The organism is Parageobacillus sp. VR-IP (genome assembly GCF_013357975.1).
Lineage (GTDB): Bacteria > Bacillota > Bacilli > Bacillales > Anoxybacillaceae > Saccharococcus > Saccharococcus caldoxylosilyticus.
The window spans coordinates 89,525-110,324 of sequence record NZ_JABVYQ010000002.1; the positions used below are offsets into that span (position 1 = coordinate 89,525).

The following is a 20,800-nucleotide window of genomic DNA, read 5'->3' on the forward strand; positions in this document are numbered from 1 at the left end:
CTATACCCGTTTTCCCGACATCTTGGCGAAAATGCCGTTTGGCATGAAGAACAGCACAAGCAAAAGCAATCCGAAGCTGATGGCATCTTTATATCCCGAGGACAAATATCCTTCTGTAAACGCCTCTAAAATGCCGATGATAAAAGCGCCGGCAATAGCGGCAGGTGCATTGGTCAGCCCGCCAATCACCGCGGCGATAAATGCCTTTAGCCCGATCATTACTCCCATGTCATACGAAGCACCGGAAACAGGCGCAATTACAATTCCCGCCAACGCCCCGAGGCCCGCGCTGACCGCCACGGCCCCCAATGACATTTTGCGCGGCTCGATCCCCATCAGGCGAGCGGCGAATGGATTCACCACACAGGCGGTCACCGCTTTTCCTATATAGGTTTTATTAAAGAAAATATATAAAGCGATGAAACTGACTAAAGAAAGGGCAATCGCCCATAGATTTTGCGTTTGAATAACGGCGCCAACGACGTTTAAGGAGTGATTTCCCGTAAACGGACGCAAGGCATATGGCTGCGTGCCCCAGATAAAAATGGCAATTCCCCGAAAAACAAAGGCCGCTCCAATGGTAATGATGATTAACGTTGCAATCGATGAGTTTCTCGCTGGATGAATCGCTAATCGTTCAAATAATCCCCCTACCGCCATTACGACAACAATGCTAAGCAATATAGCGATGACAAAAGGAATACCGCTGTTGATAAACGTGATGCAAAGAAGCGCACCAAGCATCGCAAAATCGCCCTGAGCGAGGTTTAAAATGCCGGTAACGCTGTAGGTAATGACAAACCCAAGCGCCACTAAAGCGTAGATGCTGCCTACTGTCAAGCCGGAAAAAAACAGCTGTATAAACTGGCTCCATCCATCCATGTCCCGCTCCCTCCCTTTCATCAAAAATGTAAAAGAAAAGGAATTAGCTGTCTAATTCCCCTATTGCGCACATTGACTACTCCGCAAGCACAAACTTTCCGTCTTCGATCTGCACCATTACTAAACTATCCGCAGTTAATCCCGTATGATCGTCTTTCTCCATATTAAAGACTCCCGATATCCCGACAAATTTTTTCGTATTTTCCAATGCTTTTCTTATTTTTTCTTTATCTGTTCCTCCTTCTTTAATGGCATTCACTAATAGATGGAACGCATCCCACGCATGTCCGCCAAATGTAGTTGGTTCATAGTTATACGTTTTCTCAAAATCTTTCTTATACTTCAGCAACGTTTCTTTTTGCGGGTCACTATCCGGAAGCTGTTCTGCAACTAAAATACGTCCGACTGGAAAGATTACTCCGTTCGCTGCTTCCCCTGCTAAATCGATAAAACTCTTCGTGCCAATGCCGTGGCTTTCAATAATCGGTGTAGTAATGCCTAATTGATGAATATTTTTTGTAACAACTGCCGATTCTTGTGCGGTTCCCCATACGATAATCGCTTGCGGGTTGGCTTTTTTCACTCTCGTCAGCATCGCTTTGGCATCGTCTACGGTCGCCTCAAATTCTTCTTCGATGACCGCTTCGACGCCATAATCCGGAGCAAACCGTTTAAACTCATCATGTCCGCTTGTTCCATAGGCATTAGCAACATTCAGCCATGCCACTTTGGTCAAGCCCTGTTCTTTCAAATAGCTTAACAATTTATTAATGACGATATCATCACCTTGGGCGGTTTTAAACGTCCAGTTTCGCGGAGAATGATCATTCGGATTGACAATTTGCTTGCTAGCAGCGAGGGAAATGTACGGAATGCCTGCTTTTTCAATTTGAGGAATCATCGCCAGTGAATTGCCGCTAATCGTGCCACCAATAATCGCCGTGACTTTCTCTTGTTCAATCAATTTCTTCGTCGATAATACCGCCTCATTTTGATCGGACTTATCATCGTATGCAATGAGCTCTATTTTTTTGCCGTCAATGCCGCCCTTTTCATTCCATTCTTTGACGAGCATCTTGATCGTTTCCATCTCCGGCTTGCCTAATGGCGCAGCGCCCCCGGAAGCAGAGAAGATGCCGCCAATTTTAATCACTTTCGCTTCAGAACCGCTCGAAGGTTCCTTCCCACACGCAACAAGAATAACAGCGAATAAAAGAAATACCGCAACGGAGAAAAATTTTCTCATCTTTTCTCCAATCCCCCTTGAAATAATTTTTGACAACGCTTTCAAAAAAACTTATGCACAGCCGGTTGACACCAATTCTGCATGAACAGAGAGGTAAAAACGAACATGGCAGAAAGATTCAACTTTTTATATAGGAAATGATATATGAATGAATGCAAACAAAACTTTTCACTCCTCATTCCACTAAAGCATGATCTGCTTTAGTGGAATGAAGAAGAGGCTAGCGTTGTTTAAAGGCTTCAGCCGTATTTAACTTATGTTGGCGGACAAAATGTTCGATCTCATTCGGCGGCGCTTTTTCTTTTAATAAACGAACAATTTCCGTATGCTCTTTAATCGATTCTTTCGCCCGTTGCGGCACAAAGGTGAAACCATAGGCGCGGATTCGTCTCATCCGCTGCCAAATTTGTTTAATTTGCTCCTCTAAATACGCATTGCCACAATGTTCGTAAATAAGGGAATGAAACTCGTAATTCAGTTCGCTAAATAGCTCAAACTCAAATTCGTGCAGCGCCTGCTCCATTTTTTCGTTTAATTTGGTTAGCTGCTGAATCGTCCCCTCCTTCATATTGCTTGAGCTCAGCGCTGTGGCGTATCCTTCCAATACCGCGAGAACCGATAACGTTTCTACATATTCTTTCTCGTTAATATTGCTGACGACGGCGCCAGTGTAAGGTTTATACTGGATCCATCCCTCTGCTTCAAGCTGGCGGATCGCTTCGCGAACCGGAATGCTGCTTAAATTCAGCTCTCTGGCAATTTGATCAATGACAATCCGGTATCCCGGTCCGTAGACGCCGCTTTCGATACGAGAAAGAATATATTCATAGGCAATCTTCGTTTTGTTTTTTACTTTTGCTTCCATACTATCATCATAATACTATATGTGATATGCTTACAAGCACACCTTTTCATCGCCGTTCGACAGAAGCGGTGGAAGGCTGCTTCGCTTTCCCGAATTTCGGAATTGGATGGTCGCCGATCGCCACATGAACGACTTGCACTTCCGTGTAAAAATCAAAGCTGTAATGCCCTCCTTCTCGGCCAAGCCCGCTGTACTTCGTGCCGCCAAACGGGATGCGTAAATCTCTGACGTTTTGTGAATTAATCCATGCCATGCCGCTTTCGAGCGCCTGGGCGATACGATGGCCGCGTTTCATATCGTTCGTCCACACGTATGCCGCCAGTCCGTATTTCACATCATTCGCCATGCGGATGACTTCTTCTTCTGTTTCAAAAGACATAACTGCCATTACCGGACCGAAAATTTCTTCCTGCGCCGCTTTCATGTCATTGCGGCAGTTTAGCAGCAGCGTAGGCGGAACAAAGTTTCCTTTTTTCAGCTCCTCTGGCACGCTTGCCGCATACACTTCCGCACCTTCCTGCTTGGCGATCTCGATGTAGTTGACAACCCGTTCCCAATGATCGCGGTGAATCAGCGGTCCGAGTTCGGTCGCTGGATCCATCGGGTCGCCGATCACAATATTGTTTACCCTTTCTTTTAGCTTCTCGACAAACGAATCGTAAATTGATTGTTCGACAAACAGGCGGGAGTTGGCGGTACATCGTTCGCCGTTGAGGGAGAAAATGCCCCAAACTGCCGCATCAAGCGCCCGTTCCAAATCGGCATCCGCAAACACAATTAGCGGCGATTTTCCGCCAAGCTCCATCGATGTCTTTTTCAATGTATCGGCACTGTTTTTAATAATTTCCGCCCCTGTTTTCGTTTCGCCGGTGAAGGAAATGAGGCGGACATCAGGATGGGCGACAAGCGCGGCACCTGCCGTTTCGCCAAAGCCGTGGACAACGTTAAACACTCCCTTTGGCAGCCCCGCTTCGTGGATGATTTCCGCCAGCTTGTTGGCCGTAAGCGGTGACCATTCCGCCGGCTTCAGCACCACCGTATTGCCGGTCGCAAGCGCCGGCGCCACCTTCCACGTCTCGAGCATAAACGGCGTGTTCCATGGCGTAATCAGCCCGGCGACACCAACTGGTTTATAAATCGTATAGTTAAGAAATTGCCCATCGACATGATATGCCTCCCCGACCATGCGGGTTTTTACCATTTCGGCGTAAAAGCGAAAGTTTTCCGCCGCGCGGGCTGCCTGTTTTTGCGCCTGGCTGATCGGAATCCCCGTATCTAGCGATTCCAAGTAAGAAATGTCATCCGCGTATTTCTCGATAAGATCAGCGATGCGTAAAACGTATTTCATTCTTTCATGAACGGACATCGTCCGCCACGGCCCATGTTCAAACGCTGCTTTCGCCGCACGGACCGCCGCGTCAATATCCTCTTTGAATCCTTCTGCGACTTGGTTAATCGGCTCATTCGTAAAAGGATTGATATTTTCGAAGTATTTTCCTGCGGTTCCTTCGACAAACTCACCGTTAATATAATGAAGCACATTGCTTATTTTGCTTGCCATATATTCCCCTCCTGGCCATTATCGCTTTCGGTAGCGCTGATGAATATTATTATGCTTGTAAGTCCCTGCTTCACTAAATTCATATAATTCTAGAGACAAAGCCAAATAACGCTTTTCGAACAATGGAGCGAAATGTTCTTTCATCACGCGGAATATTTCTTCGCATACCGCCCGTTTATCTTCCTCCGAGCGGCCGGCGCCGATTTTCAGCGTACCATGCACAAACGCGTCATCCTCCGTGCCGTCGGCAACGTAATATTCTTTTAATGGTATCGCCCGTGAGCGAATGCCGCCGATCGGAAACAAATCGCTACGTGAAATCAATACTTCATGAATTTTCCGCAATAGCTCGCGAATATTTGCTTCTTCGCTAAGATTATCGGTATACTCTAAAATGAAATGAGGCATCGATCCGCCCCCTTTGCTAGACAACGTAATTGATCAAACGGCCGATTCGCTCAATTTCCGTTACCACCTCATCGCCACTCTCTACGTTCACCGCTCCTTTCGGAGTGCCCGTCAGAATGATATCTCCTGCTTGCAATGTCATAAAGCTGCTAATATATTCAATCAAAAACGGAATCGTAAAAATCATGTCGCGCGTATTTCCTTCCTGCACGATGTTTCCGTTCACATATGTCCGCAACGTCAAGTTCATGGGATCGTCCACATCGGCTTTATCCACGATCCATGGTCCAAGCGGCGTCGAAGCATCGCGGTTTTTCACGCGGAAATTGGGTCGATAATAATTTTCTAAATAATCGCGAACCGCATAATCATTGGCAACGGTATAGCCGAGCACATAATCGTACGCCTCTTCGGCCTTTACATTGCGCGCCGTTTTGCCAATCACAACGGCGAGCTCGCATTCGTAATGCATAAACGTCGCATCGGCTGGTCTTGGCGTCTTGCTGCGATGGCCGATTAACGTATTTCTTCCTTTGAAGAAAAGAAGCGGCTCTTTTGGAGCAGAAAACGACAATTCGCTCGCATGATCGGCATAATTTAGCCCGAGCGCAAAAATGGTGCGCGGTTCTACAGGAGGAAGCCACACTACTTCCTCCTCTTTTACAACCCAGCCGTTAGGCAAACGAAGCTGCCCGTTTTCTTCAACGACCGCTTCACAGACCGCTCCGTTAAACGCTATGCGTGCACGTCTCATCATATCCTGTCTCCTTTACCCAGTCTCCTTCCGGAACAATGATATTTTCTAAACTTCCAACTTCTTCGATTTCAATGCGCACATGGTCGCCCGCCTGCACAAGCGGCGCATCATCCGGCACGCCGACAAGCAGCACATCGCCTTTGTACAACGTCATAAATTCTGTAATCTCTTCTAAAAGGGTAGCGATCGGGCGCAACAAGTTTTTCGTATTATCCCGCTGGACTAATTGTCCATTGACAAAAACACGGATATCCAGTTCATCTGGATGATCTATCTCATTTTTTTCGATAATCCATGGTCCGATCGGGGCAAAACCGTCCCTTGCTCGCTCTTTGACAGCTGGACGGTAAATCGCTTCATGCGGGATCGCGACATCGTTGACGATCGTATATCCGGCAATATAATCGAAAGCCTCTCCTTTACGGACTTTTGTGGCGGTTCGGCCGATGACCACTCCGAGCGCTCCTCCGACTTGCAACTGATACACCCCTTTTGGGAGCGGCACGCATCCGCCATGCACGTTGATCGTATTGGCCGGTTTCATATACAAAATGGGAGCTTTAGGCGGTTGATGATATGGCGGTTTGGTCATTTGTTCGCGGAATTTTTTCCATTCGTCTTTATAGTTTAAAAGCACACCGTAAATCGCGCCGATTTCCGGTGCTTCCCATTTTAGCCGGCACGCATCGTATTCTTTTCCATGAATCATAACCGTATTCTTTTGGACATTTACTTCGGATTCCATCGTATGAGGAATGCCAGTTAGGCGAAAAAACGCCTTAGCCATCTTGTTTCACCACGCTTTCGCCGTTACGACGTTACTTCGGTTAACAGCCCGTATTTCACCAATGTTTTCCGGATTTTTTCTTGATTTTCTTCACTCGGCAAATCCAGCGGCAAGCGCAGTTTCGGTGTAATTTTCCCCATCATTCCAAGCGCCGCTTTCACCGGACCCGGATTTGTTTCAATAAATAGCACATCATTTAGTTCCATCAGTTCAAAATGAAGGTCTTGTGCTCGCTTTACATCACCTTCGAACCAGGCGTTATGCATTTGCGCCACTTTTTCCGGAACGACGTTGGCCGTGGCGCTGATCGATCCCGCACCGCCAATCGCCAGCATCGGATAGCATAATAGCTCAATGCCCGAGAATAAGAGAAAATCTCTGCCGCAATACAAAAGAACGCGGTTGACATGTTCAAAATCTTTATTCGACTCTTTCGCGCCGATGATATTTGGGCAATCCTCAACCAAGCGCGCCATCGTGCGCACTTCTAAATTAACGGCTGTTCTGCCGGGAATGTTATAAATAATAATCGGGATATCGACCGCATCGGCAATCGCTTTAAAATGTTTATAAAGCGCGTGCTGGGACGGGCGGTTGTAGTAAGGAACAATGACCATCGCTGCATCCGCCCCGATTTCCTGCGCGAATTTCGTCAGTTCCAGCGTTTCGTCATGATTGGTCGAGCCGGTTGCCGGCACAAACGGCACCCTCCCATTAATTGCCTTTTTGGCCGTTTCTATCACTTTTTTTCTCTCTTCCAGCGTCAGTGAGCTCGGCTCTCCGGATGTACCCGTGACGGAAATGCCGTGGCTTCCGCTTTCAATCTGCCAGTTAATCAATTTTTTCATCGTTTCAAAATCGATATTCCCTTCGCTGTCAAAAGGCGTAATAACGGGGGTGATCGATCCCCGCAGTCTTTGTTTTACTTCTTCATAGGTCATAAGCGATAACCTCCTAGCGATTCACGCTCACTGCTTCATTGTCAGAATTTTGTTTATATTATATATAAAATTATATATGTTTTAAACTATTAATCATATATGATATTCGTTACATACTTTTCACTGTAGACAGGCTATCCATATAGCAACAATGGTAACCATCGTTCTCTCTTAGATGATAAAAGTTGGTTTCATTTGCTCGAGCGCAGGCTCCCCTACTTCAACCGGCTTGCCGCTATGCACATCCAGCACGATCGATGCTTCCTCGAACCAGCTGTCCGGCGCCTGATGACCCCAGAACGTTTGTCGGCGCGGGTCATTAATATCCCAGCGAATCGGCTTAAAATCCGGGTCGCTCGTTAAATAATCGCCATTGTATAATTCAATCCGATGACCGTCTGGATCGCGCAAATAAAGGAAAAAGGCGTTCGAAAGCCCGTGGCGCCCCGGCCCGCGCTCAATGCTTGACGCATATCCCATCGCCGCAAGCACATCGCATGCGTAAATCAGACTAAGCTGGTCGGAAAGCCAAAAGCCGATATGATGCAAACGCGGTCCTTTTCCATTCATAAATGCCACATCGTGCACATTTTGCTTGCGGTGCAGCCAAGCAGCCCATAATTTTTTGTCTTCCGTTTCCGTATATTCCGAGCAGGCAAAGCCAAGCTCGTTTACATAAAAATCGTACGCTTTTTGCACATCCGTCACTGCGCAGTTAAAATGGTCAATGCGCTGCACCCGAGCCCCTCGATATACATCATAGCGCTGCAACAAGCGCTCCACTGTCTCCATGTTCGCAAAAAACTCCAGCGGCAGCCCTGATACGTCCTGAACGCGGAAAGCCCTTCCGACGGCGCGTTGCTCACCGGCTTCCACCCATTTCGGGTTCATTTGTTTTCCGGCAAAAAATTGATATAACTCTTCCAAGTCCGCTTCGGAATAAACTTTATAGCTGATCGCTTCCACCCCGGGCTGCTTGGCTTTTTTGAGCACCAAACTATGATGATGATACTCTTCTAATCCCCGCAAATATAGATGCATATCGTCCGCTTCCGTCACGACAAATCCCAATGCACGTTCATAAAAATCGCGGGAAGCGTTTAAATCGGTCACATGCAATACTGCTCTTGCACAGCGGATAATGGAAAACGCCATGTCATCTCTCCCCCTTACTCTTTACGGATTTAAATGGGCATTGGCTGGAATATGGACGCTTTTTGGTGTTCCTAAAAATTCATAAATTAAATTTTTATAGTAATCTTTCTCGTAACCATCGAAATAAGCCATCCCCATGCGGATCGGATCGCCGAAAAAGTAATATTCATAATGTGTCTGGCGGCTGCCAAACGCGCTCATCGTCATGTCCCAGGCAAGGCGGAACAATTGCACGCGCTCATATCCATCGATATTCGCTCCCTGCATAGCGCGCCGCACGATATCGCCAATCTCTTCATGTTGGAAATCCGCCTCCGTCGGAATCGCCATCATTCCGGAAGCGCCTAGAATGCGGACAATTTCAGCAAGACGCGGATAAATGCGCGGATACCAGTTTCTCGCCGCATCAAGAGCGGCAAAATCCGGCGTCATGGTTCCCCAGCGGTCCGGTTTTGCATTATGTTCGGCGCGATACAAATGGCTGCGCATGGTCTCGAGCACGAGCATAATTTCCGTTCCTTTGTCTTTGACATGCTGGAACTGGTCGATGCCGATCGCATCCATGATGCAAAGCGTTACACCAAGAATAAATTCGGTTTTGACGATATTTTTCGCCACCACTTGGTGGGACATATGAACGACCGCGTTCGTTTCGCGGAATGTCCGGTTGCAAATAGATGAATTTCCACAGATAAACACGCGCTCCCACGGCACGAATACGTTTTCAAAGGAAACGATCGCATCCCCCTCTTCAAAGCGTGAAGCTAAAGGGTGATCCCAATGGTTTCTGCCGTAATCAAACGCTTCGCGGCAAATAAATTTAACCCCTGGCGTATTATTTGGGATTGCAAAGGCCAGCGAATATGGGTCTTCCCCTGAGCCCGATTTTTTGACCGTGGACGGGAAGACCAAAATTTCATCGGTAATGCCTCCTTGCGTTGCCAGCAAGCGAATGCCGCTGACGATAATGCCGTCTTTTCTTTTTTCTACTAAGTGCAATGGAACGTTGGCGTCTTTTTGTTCGTGAAGGGCTTTCGAGCGGTTCATTTGCGGGTGAATTAACGTATGTGTCAGGCTGATGTCGTTTTCGCGCGCGTATTCGTAATAGTTTTTCGCATTCTCGGCAAACAGCGGATCATCTTCGGCGAAAAGATCATTGGCGATGCCCATCGCCATCACTTCCGCGTTTAAGTAGTCTGGCGAACGGCCCATCATGCCCGCCGAAGTGCGCGCCCATTCCTGCGTCGCTTCCCGTCTGGCGATCAACTCCTCTTTTGTCTTCGGCTGGATATACGTCATGCCGACTGGATTCCCTGTCGTTGGCGATGTATAAAGCATTTTGTCCGGCTTTTCATATTGGAGGTCATATAGACGGGCCATTGACTGGATGACGTTTTTAAACGCGGGATGTTCAGTTACGTCTTCTACTTTTTCGCCGTGAATATAAACGCTGCTTTTCGCCTTTTTTAGCCGTTCGATATATTCCTTCCCTGTTTTTGCAGGCATTGTTGACTCCCTCCTACATTCTTTTTCCAAGTTCATGTATAATTGCAATAGTAAGCGCTTTCTAAACTGATCGGCTCGCCCACCTCTCTTTCTAATCGATATTTTCTGAATCTTTGAAATTAATATAACATATGATTTCATATATGAAAAATATAAAAAATATTGCTTTGCCATATAAAAAATATATGTTAATGGAGGGAGAAAGATGGTCGATATCAGGCATTTAAAATATTTTACGACGATCGTCGAGGAAGGCCAAATTACAAAAGCGGCAAAAAAGCTGCATATGGCACAGCCTCCATTAAGCCAGCAGCTCAAACAGCTTGAGGAAACGTTAGGGGTTACATTATTGGACCGAAACGCAAAAAAGCTGGAGTTAACGCAGCCAGGAAAAATTTTATATGAAAAAGCAAAACAGCTGCTTCAGCAGTTAGAGGATGCCATTTTAGAAGTCCGCGAAATCGAAGCAGGAACAAATGGAGTGTTATCCATCGGCTGTGTCAAATCGTGCTTTTTCTATTTATCGGAAATCATTCAGCCTTTTCATCAGTCGTTTCCAAATGTGAAATTTCATCTGCGTGAAGGAGATAGTTTTTTTATCTGTGAGTTATTGAAGAAGCGGGAAATTGACATTGGGATCGTCCGTCTTCCTATTGATTCGTATCATTATGAAATGATTCGCTTGCCAAGCGACCCTTATGTCGCCGTCCTCCCGAAGCAATGGAACGTTTCTAGACGTTATATGCATATGAAAGAGTTTGTCGACGTTCCTCTCCTTCTTCTTCACCGCATCCAAGGAAAAGGACAATACGAACTCGTCATTCATGAATGCCGGCGCCACGGTTTCGAACCAAAAGTCATTTGCGAGTGCCCTGACGCGACGATTTTGCTTTCTCTCGTTTCCAAAGGGGTCGGCGCAACCATCGTCCCCAAATCGACCGTTTCTTTTTTCCGCCTTCCAAACATTTGCGTGCTTGATATTATTGATTCTTCCATTGAAGCAGAAGCAGCGGCAATCATTGAAAAAGATCGCTATGTTGCCAAAAGCGTTCATCGCTTTTTAGCGATTTTGCAAGAAAAATTTAGTGACAAAATGGAAAATTAATATTTTATACTACTTATTCTCTCTTTAGTATATATATCTATTTAAAATAATTATAAAAAAATATTGACTTTTGTTTGAGAAATGTTATCATTTATTAGTGAAAGGAAAATCGAACGGAGGGAGAATGAAGAATGGCAGAGCAAAAAAAACTGACGACCAGCTGGGGAGCTCCTGTCGGCGATAACCAAAACTCGATTACGGCCGGTTCTCCTGGCCCGACATTAATCCAAGACGTGCATCTTCTTGAAAAACTAGCACACTTCAATAGAGAGAGAATTCCAGAACGTGTCGTTCACGCGAAAGGCGCAGGCGCACACGGCTATTTTGAAGTAACAAACGATATGTCCAAATACACAAAAGCGAAAGTGTTTAACGGCGTCGGCAAACGCACGCCTGTGTTCGTCCGCTTCTCTACCGTCGCTGGCGAGCTTGGTTCCGCTGATACTGTCCGCGACCCGCGCGGCTTTGCTGTGAAATTTTATACCGAAGAAGGGAACTATGACATCGTCGGCAACAACACACCGATTTTCTTCATTCGCGACGCGATTAAATTTCCTGATTTTATCCATACGCAAAAACGCGATCCGCGCACCCATTTGAAAAACCCAACAGCGATGTGGGATTTCTGGTCCTTGTCACCAGAATCGCTGCACCAAGTAACGTATTTGTTCGGCGACCGCGGCATTCCGCTGACATACCGCCATATGAACGGCTACGGCAGCCATACGTTCAAATGGGTGAATAAAGACGGTGAAGCGGTTTGGGTGAAATATCATTTTAAAACCAATCAAGGCGTCAAAAACATGGACCCGGAACTAGCGGCAAAAATCGCCGGCGAAAATCCAGATTACCATACAGAAGATCTATTTAATGCGATTGAAAACGGCGATTATCCATCCTGGACATTATATGTGCAAATCATGCCCCTAGAAGACGCAAAAACATACCGTTTCAATCCATTTGATGTCACAAAAGTTTGGTCGCATAAAGATTATCCGTTAATCGAAGTCGGCCGCATGGTATTAAACCGCAATCCGGAAAACTACTTTGCCGAAGTCGAACAAGCAACATTCTCACCTGGAAACCTAGTCCCTGGCGTAGAACCATCGCCGGATAAAATGCTGCAAGCGCGCTTGTTCGCCTATGCGGACGCACACCGCTACCGCGTCGGCGTCAACCATAACTTGCTGCCGATCAACCGTCCGCGTGTCGAAGTCAACAACTACCAACGCGATGGCTTTATGCGCTTTGACAATAACGGCGGCGGTTCCGTCTACTATGAACCGAACAGCTTTGGCGGGCCGACAGAAGTGCCGGAGCATAAAACAACACCGTTCCCGGTATCCGGTTTGGCGGAAAGCGTGCCGTATGATGACGATGACCATTATACACAAGCCGGCGACTTGTACCGTCTCATGAGCGAAGAAGAAAAAGCCCGCTTAGTGAAAAACATCGTCGAATCGATGAAACAAGTCACGAAAGAAGAAATTAAATTGCGGCAAATCCGCCACTTCTATAAAGCCGATCCTGACTATGGCCGCCGCGTTGCCGAAGGGCTTGGCTTGCAAGTTCCAGATGACGTGACGACAAAGGCGTAAGGCCGAGCAAAACGAAAGGATAGGCGCCAATGCTTTGGGCTCCTATCCTTTTTATTATCTTTATCCAGTTCCTTGACCATCTTTAGATGTTCCAATACGGTCTTTCACATCGTTCAACGCATGCGATAAATAAGAAAATCTTGAAGGCATATACACTTTGGTTAAAATAACATTCAAGAAAATATTTAAAAAGTATCGTACTTCAGATCCTCGTTCAATGATATCACCCTCTATTTTTATTTAACAATAGAAAATGCAGTTAATATTCTGAATCCTAGCTCCTGTGTTGAATCCCTAATCAATACTACTCTAGAATTGGTTAGGTTATAAACGACATGTTTTTTATCTCTAAGAACCCCTTTTCCTATTGGATGATTGTGTGATACATCGAATATTTTTCTTCCCGTATCAGATTCATTTAGCCATTTCGCAATATCATCAGCATTCTTGCGCAAGTTTTCCTGAATAGCTTTAATGGCTGTCTGCTTATTGGTAAACGTAGTAGCTGCTTCTACATCTTCTTGAATGGCTTTTTTAATAAGTTCTTCGTTTGTTTTTGACACACGTCTATCTATAGTATGTCCGCCAGCAGCTTCCATCCTATCAAGAAAATCAACATCGATCTTCCGTATTAAATCTGGATCTGCTTTGCCTATACCCTTACTGGCTCCCGTTCTGCCGACGATATTCATCGTCGTTCCTTTTGTTCCCCTCTTGGCCCCGCTCATCCACATGCGGGATGTCGGACCGCCGACTCCTGCCAAGGCCGGCTGTAGTCCCATTAGGACAGAACCAACATTTTTAAGAAAGTTATCCAATTGCTGTTTGAACGAGCGGATCGTTGCAGTGATGGATCCTTTGATGACTTGGTGATAGATCGTTTGTAAGACCCCTTTGATTTTATTAACATTCAGGACGTTTCTCGTTTTCGAAATCCATTTCGAAACTCCGCTATAGTTCCGGCTGCTTTCGCTTCTTTGATCGCGGCTTTACTGGCGACACCTGCTCTTTTGGCTGGAGGAATGACGGACAACAATAACATTCCCCCCGCTAGCAAGCGGTCTCCAAATGAAAGCCGTTCCCCTGTCAGCGGATCATATTCCCCAAACACCCGCTGCACATCATACCAACCAAGAAGCTCCAAACCGAATTCTTTCATGTTGTCCGCAAGCGTTTGGTCTGCCTGTCTTATTGCCGCGGCTGTTCGATACAGCAGTTCCTCCGCTTCATTCAGCTTTTCTTCATAGCGGTCGAGCCAATGAATCGGCTCATCTCTGAGACTATCGATCGCATCAGTGCTAATGCCGGGAATCTTCATCACCAACGATGGAAATTCCCACGAAAGCGAGGTTCGCGCACGACAGCAGGCGTCTTCCGCATCAGGGACATGCTCGGCTACAGCTTCCAGCTCTTCCGGACTGACTCGAATCGTCGTCATTGCAGCTCCTCTATCTTTCGCTAAATTTAGGTAATTTCCTTTCTCATTTCATAAAAAAGAGTATCGGCACAGGATAAATATGAAGATTGGCGCAATTTCAGAAAACAGCCCCAAAATAATCTGAAAAAAAGATAACGAAATTAATATGCTAATTTACAATTAGGGTTATATTTTGTTAGTAACGAAGAAAGTGGCTTATTCGGCACTGGGTATCTTCCGCCAAAAAAGAAACCTTGAAAGGCATAAAACCCATCAAGGCTGAAAATAGAAGTAATCTAATAACTAATGATAATGTTTTGCTGAATATTGATTGACCAAGTTAAGAGATTCTAATAACTTATTCTATAGGTCCCATAAATTGGGTAATTAAATAAATATGCTCAATCAGTTTAACCTTTTTCAAGTTCTCTACTTTTTCTGGCCCACCTAATCCAAGAAGAGTTACATAGCCAAAACATTCATCAAACTCTGGTTCCCCATATCTCCTAACCGCCTCTGGATAAGGAAACCAATTTAATTCCTCATCTAAAAAGGCCTCATCGTTTAAATCCTCAAAGAAAAAATCAAATCCAGCTGAAATAACATGTACCTCATTTTTTCTAAAGTTCAACAGGTTTAAATATCTGCCCTTTTCCCAAACGATTATATCTCCCATTGAATTTGTCTCTCTCAATGAATTTCCGAATTTGCTTCGGGGATAAAATGGACGCATTTTCCATTTTTCCTGATCAAATCGCTTTTCTCCAAGCAGAACTATCTAATTCATCGTTAGAAAAGTATGTGACGAGCTTCAAATTCATCAATGTGGCCGAATCCTCAAGTCAACGGTATATAATCCAGAAATTCTATCATAAAATGCCTCAAAAGAGAGTTCATATCTCCTTTGAGGCTTCATATTACTCATATTGCCAGTTTCTTTTATCCTTGACATAATACTAGAAATCCCCTTGAATCAAATTCAAGGGGATTGTTAATTGATCGATGTATCAAAGGTCTTGCTTTACTCACTATAACAAAATTACTTTACCGTAATACTAGGAGGGGATATCGATAGGATTTCAATTACATCATTAGGTGTTAAAAATACATAGTGTTCTACCTCTCCTGACTCGTATATACCACAACTTTCTTTATGAAACCAATTCAAGTATTCTGAGTTTTTTACTTTAAATAAAGACCAATTACTATAAAAATCTGTACCATAATGCTGGTCTAAATAATTTAGCGTTTCTAATAATGAACCTTCATCAGTATTTCTATACGATAATACTCCCTCTTCAAAATTCACTACCACTTTTCTTTCACAATTTTCATCGCTAAATTCTAAAATCACACCATCTTTGCCATCTAAAAACATATCATTATAAATTGTTGAAGGTATATCATCTAGCGGTACCCATCTTTCCCATTGTTCCATAAAACTTTCCTCCATGTTTGTTTTCTAGTAACGAAACTTTATTTTCTTCTTGCCGTCTTGAATTTCAAGTGTAGGACGGCCATCACTACTTTTGGTTCTAACAATAACCGTTCTCCCATCCTGTAAAATACCGACTTTGAGGTCAGGAGTATTCTTCGTAATTTTAGGGTTGAGTGAATAAAAGTCGTTTACTGCCTGATTAAATCCACCTGATAACTCATACTGAGTAGTTCTTCCTTTTGTTGCCCTTCCAGGCTTAGCATCTTTAATTAAATCATCAACTGTTTTACCTGCACCCTTACCTACCTCATCTCCCGTTCTGCCGACGATATTCATCGTCGTTCCTTTTGTTCCCCTCTTGGCCCCGCTCATCCACATGCGGGATGTCGGGCCGCCGACTCCTGCCAAGGCCGGCTGTGGTCCCATTAGGACAGAGCCAATATTTTCGAGAAGTTGCTCCCATTGCTGTTTGAACGATCGGATGGTTGCAGTGATAGGCCCTTTGATGACCTGGTGATAGATCGTTTGTAAAGCCCCTTTGATTTTATCAACATTCAGGACGTTTTTTGTTTTCGAAATCCATTCCGAAACATCCGCTGCGGTTCCGGCCGCTTTCACTCCTTTAATCCCCACTTTGCCGGCGATGCCTGCTCCTTTGGCTGGAGGAATGACGGACAACAATAACATTCCCCCCGCTAGCAGGCGATCTCCAAATGAAAGCCGTTCCCCTGTCAGCGGATCATATTCCCCAAACATCCGCTGCACATCATACCAGCCAAGAAGCTCCAAACCGAATTCTTTCATGTTGTCCGCAAGCGTTTGGTCTGCCTGTCTTATTGCCGCGGCCGTCCGGTACAGCAGTTCTTCCGCTTCATTCAGCTTTTCTTCATAGCGGTCGAGCCAATGAACCAGCTCATCTTTAAGCTCATGGATGGCATCAGAACCGAGGCCGGTAATCTCTATCACTAAAGAGGGTAGTTCCCAGGAAAGCGAGGTTCGCGCACGACAGCAGGCGTCTTCCGCGTCAGGGACATGCTCGGCTACGGCTTCCAGCTCTTCTGGCTTGATTCGTATCGTCGTCATTGCAACTCCTCTATTTTTCGCCGAAGGCGGGCGATTTCCCTGCTAATTTCATGCAAAAGATCATCAGCGGTCGCATAAATATGTGCTTCGATTTGCCGCAAGTCCCCGTATACCAATTCATACGCTTCCCTCGACTCTCCCTGCCAATACGGAACATACTCCTCATTTGCGCGATAAAAGGCATGAGTGCCTTGATGAAACTCCTCTATCGCTTCTTTGACTTGCCCCTGATAGGACTCGAGGCAATCGATCATCGTCTCGTAGGCCCAACGTTTCAATTCTTTTTCAGTGGATTCCCATAAAGACGACACGTTGATTTCCTCCCCCCCATTTACACACTATTTAAATGGTAACATAAGTAAAATAAGGATAAATCATGATATATTCCTGTTTTGCCAGATGGCAATCAGGACTTTTTCCTTATCTTTGTAGAATTTAGGGAGCATATTGCATCTTAATATCGAAATTGTGATTGCCTATTTTTTGAAGATTGACCACAGGTACCGAACACAATGTGAAACCATCTTTCGCAAATGTAGAACAGTCACATGCATGTGTGAAGCAAATAGTAATAATTAATTCGGACGGTGACAGGCATACATCCCCATTAAAATTTATTCCGTCCATCCTTTATTTGTTCTGTCTCCAGTTCAGTAAAAACAATCAGCCTTTGTTTATCTGAGTATTTGGGATAACACGTAACTAACGTAACCATGGACTTATTCTTAATTGGATAAATTACATCAATTTCGGTAGGCTTTACAATTTTCTTATTAAAGACCTTATAGGTGAGGGTACCGTCAAGAATTTTGTGTAATATAATGGGGGTTAGGATTTCTCTGAAATAGATTTAGAATGAATAGGGAACTAGTTTCCTCCACACAGAAAACTGAATATTCAAGTCTCCTGTGTGGAAAGAGTGAATTCCCTTATTTTGTTTATTTACAATATTTGGTTAACAATAACGTTCTTCAAACATTCGCTCGAGGGCTTCATACGCTTCGACAAATCCTCGTAACTTTCGTCCTGCCCATTTCTCATTAAAGTCTTGGATGGTCAATACACGACTTTTTCCGCGGCTTCTAAACTGCTCAAACTGTTCATCGTCTTTAGACGTTTCCGAATCTCCTTGATTGTTCGTTCGATGGCATTCGTCGTATAAATCACACTTCGAATACTGTTTGGATAATCCATAAATGTAAGGAGGACATCCAACTCATTGGCCCAAGATTGGACTTCTCTTGGGCACTTGCTGGACCATTTTGGCTCAAACTGCCGAAACATCTCCAGTGCAATTTTTTATTCGGAGATCGATAAATGAGTTTCAGATCCTCCGCCATTTCGAACTGATCTTTTTTCCGAACACGACGGAGGGTGTTGCGGACTTTGTGAACGACACAACGCTGCACATCGGCTTTCGGATAAACCGCCTTAAAGGCTTCCTCCAACCCCGGTAGCCCATCGAATACGCCCAGAAGCACTTCCTGGACGCCTCTTTGGTAGAGATTTTGAGGAATTTCCTGCCATACATAGGCGCTTTCTTGTCCTCCCACAAAGAAATCAAGAATTTCGCGATATCCTTCTTCATTCACCCCTAACACCATATAAATGACTTCTTTCTCCACGGTTTCGCGACGAAGTTTTACGTATAAACCATCCAAATATAAGACGGAATAACGCTTGTGTAGAGGACGAGTGTACCATTTCTCGATGTCTTCCTTCACGACATCGGTAATACGACCGATCGTCGTTGGAGAATAAGCATTCCTAAAATTCGTTCGATAAACTTGCCAATTTCACGCGTACTCATGCCACTTTGATACATTTTGATGATGGCTTCCTCGATCCAGCCGGTGTGGCGTTGATAAGGGGCAAACAGTTGCGTTTGAAATTCTCCGTTTCGGTCTCTTGGGACCAAAAGGCCTTCAATCCGGCCATATTGCGTATCTAGATTCCGTTGATAGTAGCCGTTTCTCATATTCGACGTTCCGACCTGTTCTATTTCGAGGAAATTCTTGATTTCTTCCCGTATGATCAGTTCTAATTTTTCCTTTACAAACTGACGAATAACACTTTCCAGTTGATGAGCCCAGTCGACATTCGATATACTTTTAGACTAGGTAGGGTTCTCCTTTCTCTGGAATGTTTTGGTCCAAATCAGAGAATACCCTACCTTTTTTCTTTTGATCTAGCAAAATGCTTTACACAAAATTTTATACATCATCAATCCTCCATAAAAATAGGATTATTTTTATAACTGTTTCTTAAACTATCCTGCTTCTAGTCTAACAAGAAAATCAACAATATTCTTTAATAGAACCTAAAAAATAAAAGACCGGATACATCCTGATATGATCCCCCTATAGTAGACAGAAAAAAGAAAGCCAATTAATCTGTCTACTATAAGGGGATTTTCTATGGAAAAATACGAAAAACATATGATGCAAAGTTTAAAAAGAAAGCGGTGGATTTATATTGGAAAGAGGGCATGGGATACAAAACGGTGGCGAAAGAATTAGGGATTACGTCGATGGGTGAAACGCTATGAACAGGAAGGAATACAAGGTCTGGAGGAAAAACAGGGTAAAGCGAAAGGACTAAATAAAGGAAGGCCGAGAACTCGTCCGGAAGATCCTGAAATGAAAATCAAGTGTCTTGAGGCGGAAGTAGAGATGCTAAAAAAGCTCTTAAAGAGGGAAAAGGGGAATGGAAGCAGTACCGGCTCACAAGAAGTTCGCGATCATTCAAGAAATGGCCAGGTATTATGGTTCGATTCAACCATTATGTGAGATAGTAGGCGTGTCTCGAAGCGGATATTACAAGTGGGTAAAACGACAGGAATGCCTTTCTCCGAAGCAATTGGAAGACGAGCAGCTAAAGAAAAAATCAAGGAGTGCTATGAAGAACGGAAAGAAATCTATGGATATCGGAGAGTCAAAGTCTGGCTGAAACGGAAATACCAACTGAATATCAATCATAAACGAGTACAAAGGCTGATGAGGGAGATGGGAATCCGGGCGGTGATTCGGAAGAAACGGCCTTATTACGGAAAGAGAGAGCCTTATGTGATTTCGGACAACCATCTAAACTGAGATTTCCACGCGTCAAAGCCAAATGAGAAATGGGTTACAGATATTACCTATTTAATTTTTAATAGGAAAAAGCTCTATTGTCCGCCATTAAAGATCTATACAACAATGAAATCGTGGCCTGCCATATCAGCCAAAGAAATGATATCAAATTGGTCATCGACACGCTAAAAAAGGCCATAAAAAAACGGAATGTGAATGGACTCCTCCTTCATAGTGATCAGGGGTTCCAGTATACATCCCGTCAATACAATAATCTACTAAAAAGATACAATATAAAGGCCAGTATGTCCAGGAAAGGAAACTGTTTGGACAATGCCTGCATAGAAAACTTCTTCAGCCATTTCAAGGCAGAGTGTTTTAATCTGTACTCTTTCCGCACGGCCGAAGAGGTGAAAGATGCCGTACACAAATATATTCGTTTTTATAACCATCAACGTTTCCAAAAGAAATTAAATAACCTGAGTCCTTAGAATATAGGACTCAGGCTGCTTAAATGTGCTTTTTTATTCCTGTCTACTTGACAGGGGTCACTTCAATATAGAAGGGATTTTTTTGAATAAATCAGATGCAAAATACACAAGCTATAATTTTGAATTTAAATTACGTGCAGTGACGATGTATTTGAATGAACAATTAGGGTATCGAAAAGTGGCCAAGAGAATGGGGATAAAAGATCCTAAAAGGGTACGTATTTGGGTAAAGAACTATCAACAGTATGGAGAAGAAGGACTAAAAGAACTTAGAGGAAAAACCATTTCCACTAAACGGGGTCGTCCAAGAAAGAAGCCACTAACAGTAGAGGAAGAAAAGCGAAAACTAAAAGCAGAAAATGAATTCTTAAAAAAGTTTATTGCTTTGAAAAAGGGGAAGCAATATGGCTCTTTTTTATGCTTTTATCGTTCATTTTTTTGCTATCACGAAGAAAATTTTAACTGCTTGACCTAAAAAGAGATCATTCC

At 44.3% G+C, this 20,800-nt stretch carries 20 protein-coding genes and 4 pseudogenes; 6 read left to right on the forward strand and 18 right to left on the reverse strand.

The features are described 5' to 3' along the window. From HT574_RS05980 to hpaB, 10 genes are all read right to left on the reverse strand, one after another. The gene (locus HT574_RS05980; protein WP_175243883.1) at nt 1-882 is read right to left on the reverse strand and encodes a branched-chain amino acid ABC transporter permease; all 882 of its coding nucleotides are present in this window, start codon (nt 880-882) and stop codon (nt 1-3) included. 76 nt (nt 883-958) lie between these two features. Beyond that, nucleotides 959-2,128 carry an ABC transporter substrate-binding protein gene (locus HT574_RS05985; protein ID WP_175243884.1) on the reverse strand — a complete coding sequence of 390 codons (1,170 nt, stop codon included), beginning with the start codon at nt 2,126-2,128 and terminating at the stop codon, nt 959-961. Between the two features lie 220 nt (nt 2,129-2,348). Then, nucleotides 2,349-2,993: a GntR family transcriptional regulator gene (locus HT574_RS05990; protein ID WP_017434736.1), complete on the reverse strand. Its 645-nt coding sequence runs from the start codon at nt 2,991-2,993 to the stop codon at nt 2,349-2,351. Between the two features lie 46 nt (nt 2,994-3,039). Next, nucleotides 3,040-4,554: a 5-carboxymethyl-2-hydroxymuconate semialdehyde dehydrogenase gene (gene hpaE / locus HT574_RS05995; protein WP_175243885.1), complete on the reverse strand. Its 1,515-nt coding sequence runs from the start codon at nt 4,552-4,554 to the stop codon at nt 3,040-3,042. Nucleotides 4,555-4,572: 18 nt separating this feature from the next. Continuing rightward, nucleotides 4,573-4,962 (reverse strand): 5-carboxymethyl-2-hydroxymuconate Delta-isomerase, encoded by a 390-nt coding sequence (locus HT574_RS06000; protein ID WP_017434734.1) that lies wholly within the window; start codon nt 4,960-4,962, stop codon nt 4,573-4,575. A 16-nt stretch (nt 4,963-4,978) separates the two neighbouring features. Further along, the gene (locus tag HT574_RS06005; RefSeq protein ID WP_175244186.1) at nt 4,979-5,716 is read right to left on the reverse strand and encodes a fumarylacetoacetate hydrolase family protein; all 738 of its coding nucleotides are present in this window, start codon (nt 5,714-5,716) and stop codon (nt 4,979-4,981) included. Then, a complete protein-coding gene (locus tag HT574_RS06010) occupies nt 5,691-6,506 on the reverse strand; it encodes a fumarylacetoacetate hydrolase family protein (protein WP_175243886.1) in 816 nt (271 codons plus the stop codon). The genes HT574_RS06005 and HT574_RS06010 overlap by 26 nt, the downstream gene beginning before the upstream one ends. Before the next feature lie 23 nt (nt 6,507-6,529). Then, nucleotides 6,530-7,447, reverse strand: coding sequence for a 2,4-dihydroxyhept-2-ene-1,7-dioic acid aldolase (hpaI, locus tag HT574_RS06015; protein WP_175243887.1), 918 nt, complete (start codon nt 7,445-7,447; stop codon nt 6,530-6,532). Nucleotides 7,448-7,618: 171 nt separating this feature from the next. Then, a complete protein-coding gene (gene hpaD / locus HT574_RS06020; RefSeq protein ID WP_175243888.1) occupies nt 7,619-8,602 on the reverse strand; it encodes a 3,4-dihydroxyphenylacetate 2,3-dioxygenase in 984 nt (327 codons plus the stop codon). 21 nt (nt 8,603-8,623) lie between these two features. Continuing rightward, the gene (gene hpaB / locus HT574_RS06025; protein ID WP_017434729.1) at nt 8,624-10,108 is read right to left on the reverse strand and encodes a 4-hydroxyphenylacetate 3-monooxygenase, oxygenase component; all 1,485 of its coding nucleotides are present in this window, start codon (nt 10,106-10,108) and stop codon (nt 8,624-8,626) included. Nucleotides 10,109-10,313: 205 nt separating this feature from the next. Here hpaB and HT574_RS06030 point away from each other — a divergent pair, with 205 nt between their 5' ends. Together HT574_RS06030 and katA are read left to right on the forward strand one after the other, a co-directional pair. After that, complete coding sequence (locus HT574_RS06030; protein ID WP_175243889.1) at nt 10,314-11,213, forward strand: LysR family transcriptional regulator; 900 nt, start codon at nt 10,314-10,316, stop codon at nt 11,211-11,213. Between the two features lie 131 nt (nt 11,214-11,344). Beyond that, entirely contained in the window at nt 11,345-12,811 is a 1,467-nt protein-coding gene (gene katA, locus HT574_RS06035) for a catalase KatA (RefSeq protein ID WP_017434727.1), read from the forward strand. 236 nt (nt 12,812-13,047) lie between these two features. Here katA and HT574_RS06040 read toward each other — a convergent pair whose 3' ends face one another. The 8 genes and pseudogenes from HT574_RS06040 to HT574_RS06075 all read right to left on the reverse strand — a co-directional run bounded on the left by HT574_RS06040 (nt 13,048) and on the right by HT574_RS06075 (nt 18,856). Then, a complete protein-coding gene (locus HT574_RS06040) occupies nt 13,048-13,503 on the reverse strand; it encodes an RNase A-like domain-containing protein (RefSeq protein ID WP_175243812.1) in 456 nt (151 codons plus the stop codon). Between the two features lie 57 nt (nt 13,504-13,560). Next, nucleotides 13,561-14,249: pseudogene (locus HT574_RS06045) on the reverse strand (pre-toxin TG domain-containing protein); the annotation flags it as partial. Between the two features lie 337 nt (nt 14,250-14,586). Beyond that, nucleotides 14,587-14,913: pseudogene (locus tag HT574_RS06050) on the reverse strand (T6SS immunity protein Tdi1 domain-containing protein); the annotation flags it as partial. A gap of 354 nt (nt 14,914-15,267) precedes the next feature. Next, entirely contained in the window at nt 15,268-15,666 is a 399-nt protein-coding gene (locus tag HT574_RS06055) for a hypothetical protein (RefSeq protein ID WP_061580119.1), read from the reverse strand. Nucleotides 15,667-15,690: 24 nt separating this feature from the next. Next, nucleotides 15,691-16,749: a pre-toxin TG domain-containing protein gene (locus tag HT574_RS06060; RefSeq protein ID WP_175243890.1), complete on the reverse strand. Its 1,059-nt coding sequence runs from the start codon at nt 16,747-16,749 to the stop codon at nt 15,691-15,693. Beyond that, the gene (locus HT574_RS06065) at nt 16,746-17,060 is read right to left on the reverse strand and encodes a DUF5082 domain-containing protein (RefSeq protein ID WP_175243891.1); all 315 of its coding nucleotides are present in this window, start codon (nt 17,058-17,060) and stop codon (nt 16,746-16,748) included. Before HT574_RS06065 ends, HT574_RS06060 begins: the two co-directional genes overlap by 4 nt. Before the next feature lie 296 nt (nt 17,061-17,356). Next, nucleotides 17,357-17,599 (reverse strand): sortase, encoded by a 243-nt coding sequence (locus HT574_RS20450; RefSeq protein WP_175244187.1) that lies wholly within the window; start codon nt 17,597-17,599, stop codon nt 17,357-17,359. 105 nt (nt 17,600-17,704) lie between these two features. After that, a pseudogene (locus tag HT574_RS06075) lies at nt 17,705-18,856 on the reverse strand (IS256 family transposase). Nucleotides 18,857-19,213: 357 nt separating this feature from the next. Here HT574_RS06075 and HT574_RS06080 point away from each other — a divergent pair. The 4 genes and pseudogenes from HT574_RS06080 to HT574_RS06095 form a co-directional block, all read left to right on the forward strand. After that, nucleotides 19,214-19,442 (forward strand): annotated as a pseudogene (locus HT574_RS06080) (helix-turn-helix domain-containing protein); the annotation flags it as partial. Between the two features lie 129 nt (nt 19,443-19,571). Further along, nucleotides 19,572-19,841 carry an IS3 family transposase gene (locus HT574_RS06085; RefSeq protein ID WP_175243892.1) on the forward strand — a complete coding sequence of 90 codons (270 nt, stop codon included), beginning with the start codon at nt 19,572-19,574 and terminating at the stop codon, nt 19,839-19,841. Between the two features lie 77 nt (nt 19,842-19,918). Beyond that, complete coding sequence (locus HT574_RS20455) at nt 19,919-20,311, forward strand: IS3 family transposase (RefSeq protein ID WP_175243893.1); 393 nt, start codon at nt 19,919-19,921, stop codon at nt 20,309-20,311. A gap of 82 nt (nt 20,312-20,393) precedes the next feature. Then, the gene (locus HT574_RS06095; protein ID WP_175243894.1) at nt 20,394-20,786 is read left to right on the forward strand and encodes a helix-turn-helix domain-containing protein; all 393 of its coding nucleotides are present in this window, start codon (nt 20,394-20,396) and stop codon (nt 20,784-20,786) included. Nucleotides 20,787-20,800: the final 14 nt, after the last annotated feature.